Origin of the sequence: Pseudomonas sp. 30_B (assembly GCF_017491605.1) — a bacterium.
GTDB lineage: Bacteria > Pseudomonadota > Gammaproteobacteria > Pseudomonadales > Pseudomonadaceae > Pseudomonas.
This window is the reverse complement of sequence record NZ_JAFGYY010000161.1, coordinates 1-526: the sequence shown is the minus strand read 5'-3', so window position 1 is coordinate 526 and position 526 is coordinate 1. Positions and strand designations below refer to the sequence as shown.

The window sequence follows — 526 nt, the reverse complement described above, 5'->3', positions numbered from 1 at the left end:
GCACGAGAACCTGTCGCAGGAGCCGTCGTATCAACTGGATCTGCTGAGCCACGATCCGGATCTGGACTTCGACGCGCTGCTCGGCTCGACGCTGTCGGCCGACATCGACCTGGGCGAAGGCGACATCCGGACGTTCAACACGCACGTGTTCGGCGGCTACGACACGGGGCAGATGAGCGGGCAATACACGTACACGCTGGAGCTGCGAAGCTGGCTGTCGTTTCTCGCGGAGAACCGCAACAGCCGGATCTTCCAGAACATGAGCGTGCCGCAGATCGTCGAGCAGGTGTTCCAGGGCCATCAGCGCAACGGCTACCGGTTCGAGCTCGAAGGTACGTACGAGCCGCGCGAGTACTGCGTGCAGTTTCAGGAAACGGATCTGAACTTCGTGAAGCGGCTGCTGGAGGACGAAGGGATCTACTTCTGGGTGGAGCACGAGCCGGATCGTCATGTGGTGGTGATCTCGGACACGCAGCGGTTCGAGGATCTGCCGCTGCCGAACGACACGCTGGAGTATCTGCCGGAC

1 protein-coding gene is annotated in these 526 nt (G+C 61.8%); it reads left to right on the top strand.

Features of this window, described 5'->3' with window-relative positions; translation table 11 throughout:
• Positions 1-526, top strand: a 526-nt coding sequence (locus J5M67_RS27725; protein ID WP_207888584.1) for a type VI secretion system Vgr family protein, incomplete at both ends; no start/stop codon positions are given.